The 327-nt window shown below is 68.8% G+C and carries 1 protein-coding gene; it reads right to left on the reverse strand.

What is annotated here, in order from left to right; all coding sequences use genetic code 11:
- The coding region (locus ACYQ2W_RS26745) for an integrase catalytic domain-containing protein (RefSeq protein ID WP_459874188.1) at nt 1-327 on the reverse strand (327 nt) is incomplete at both ends.

Consider the following 327-nt stretch of genomic DNA (forward strand, 5'->3'; position numbering starts at 1 on the left):
TCGTGCAGGATGCCCAGGGCGTGGAGCCCCGCGGCGAACTCCTCGGCCTGCATCGCCGCGCCGTTGTCGGTCATCAGGGCGCGCGGCAGTCCGTGCTTTTGCAGCGCCTGGGAGAGACCGTGGACGAGGGTTTCGGCACTCTCGTGCAGATACCATTGCAGGTGACAGAGCAGGCGGGAGCGGTCGTCGATGACGCCGAGCAGCCGCGGCACGACCCACTCCCCGGCGGCGTTGAGCACGCGGCGCGAGCCATGATGGAAGTCGGCATGCCAGAGGGCGTGGACGTATTCGACCTCGTAGCTGCGCACCTCGCGGTGTTGCAGGCGG

Source organism: Endothiovibrio diazotrophicus (genome assembly GCF_054657215.1).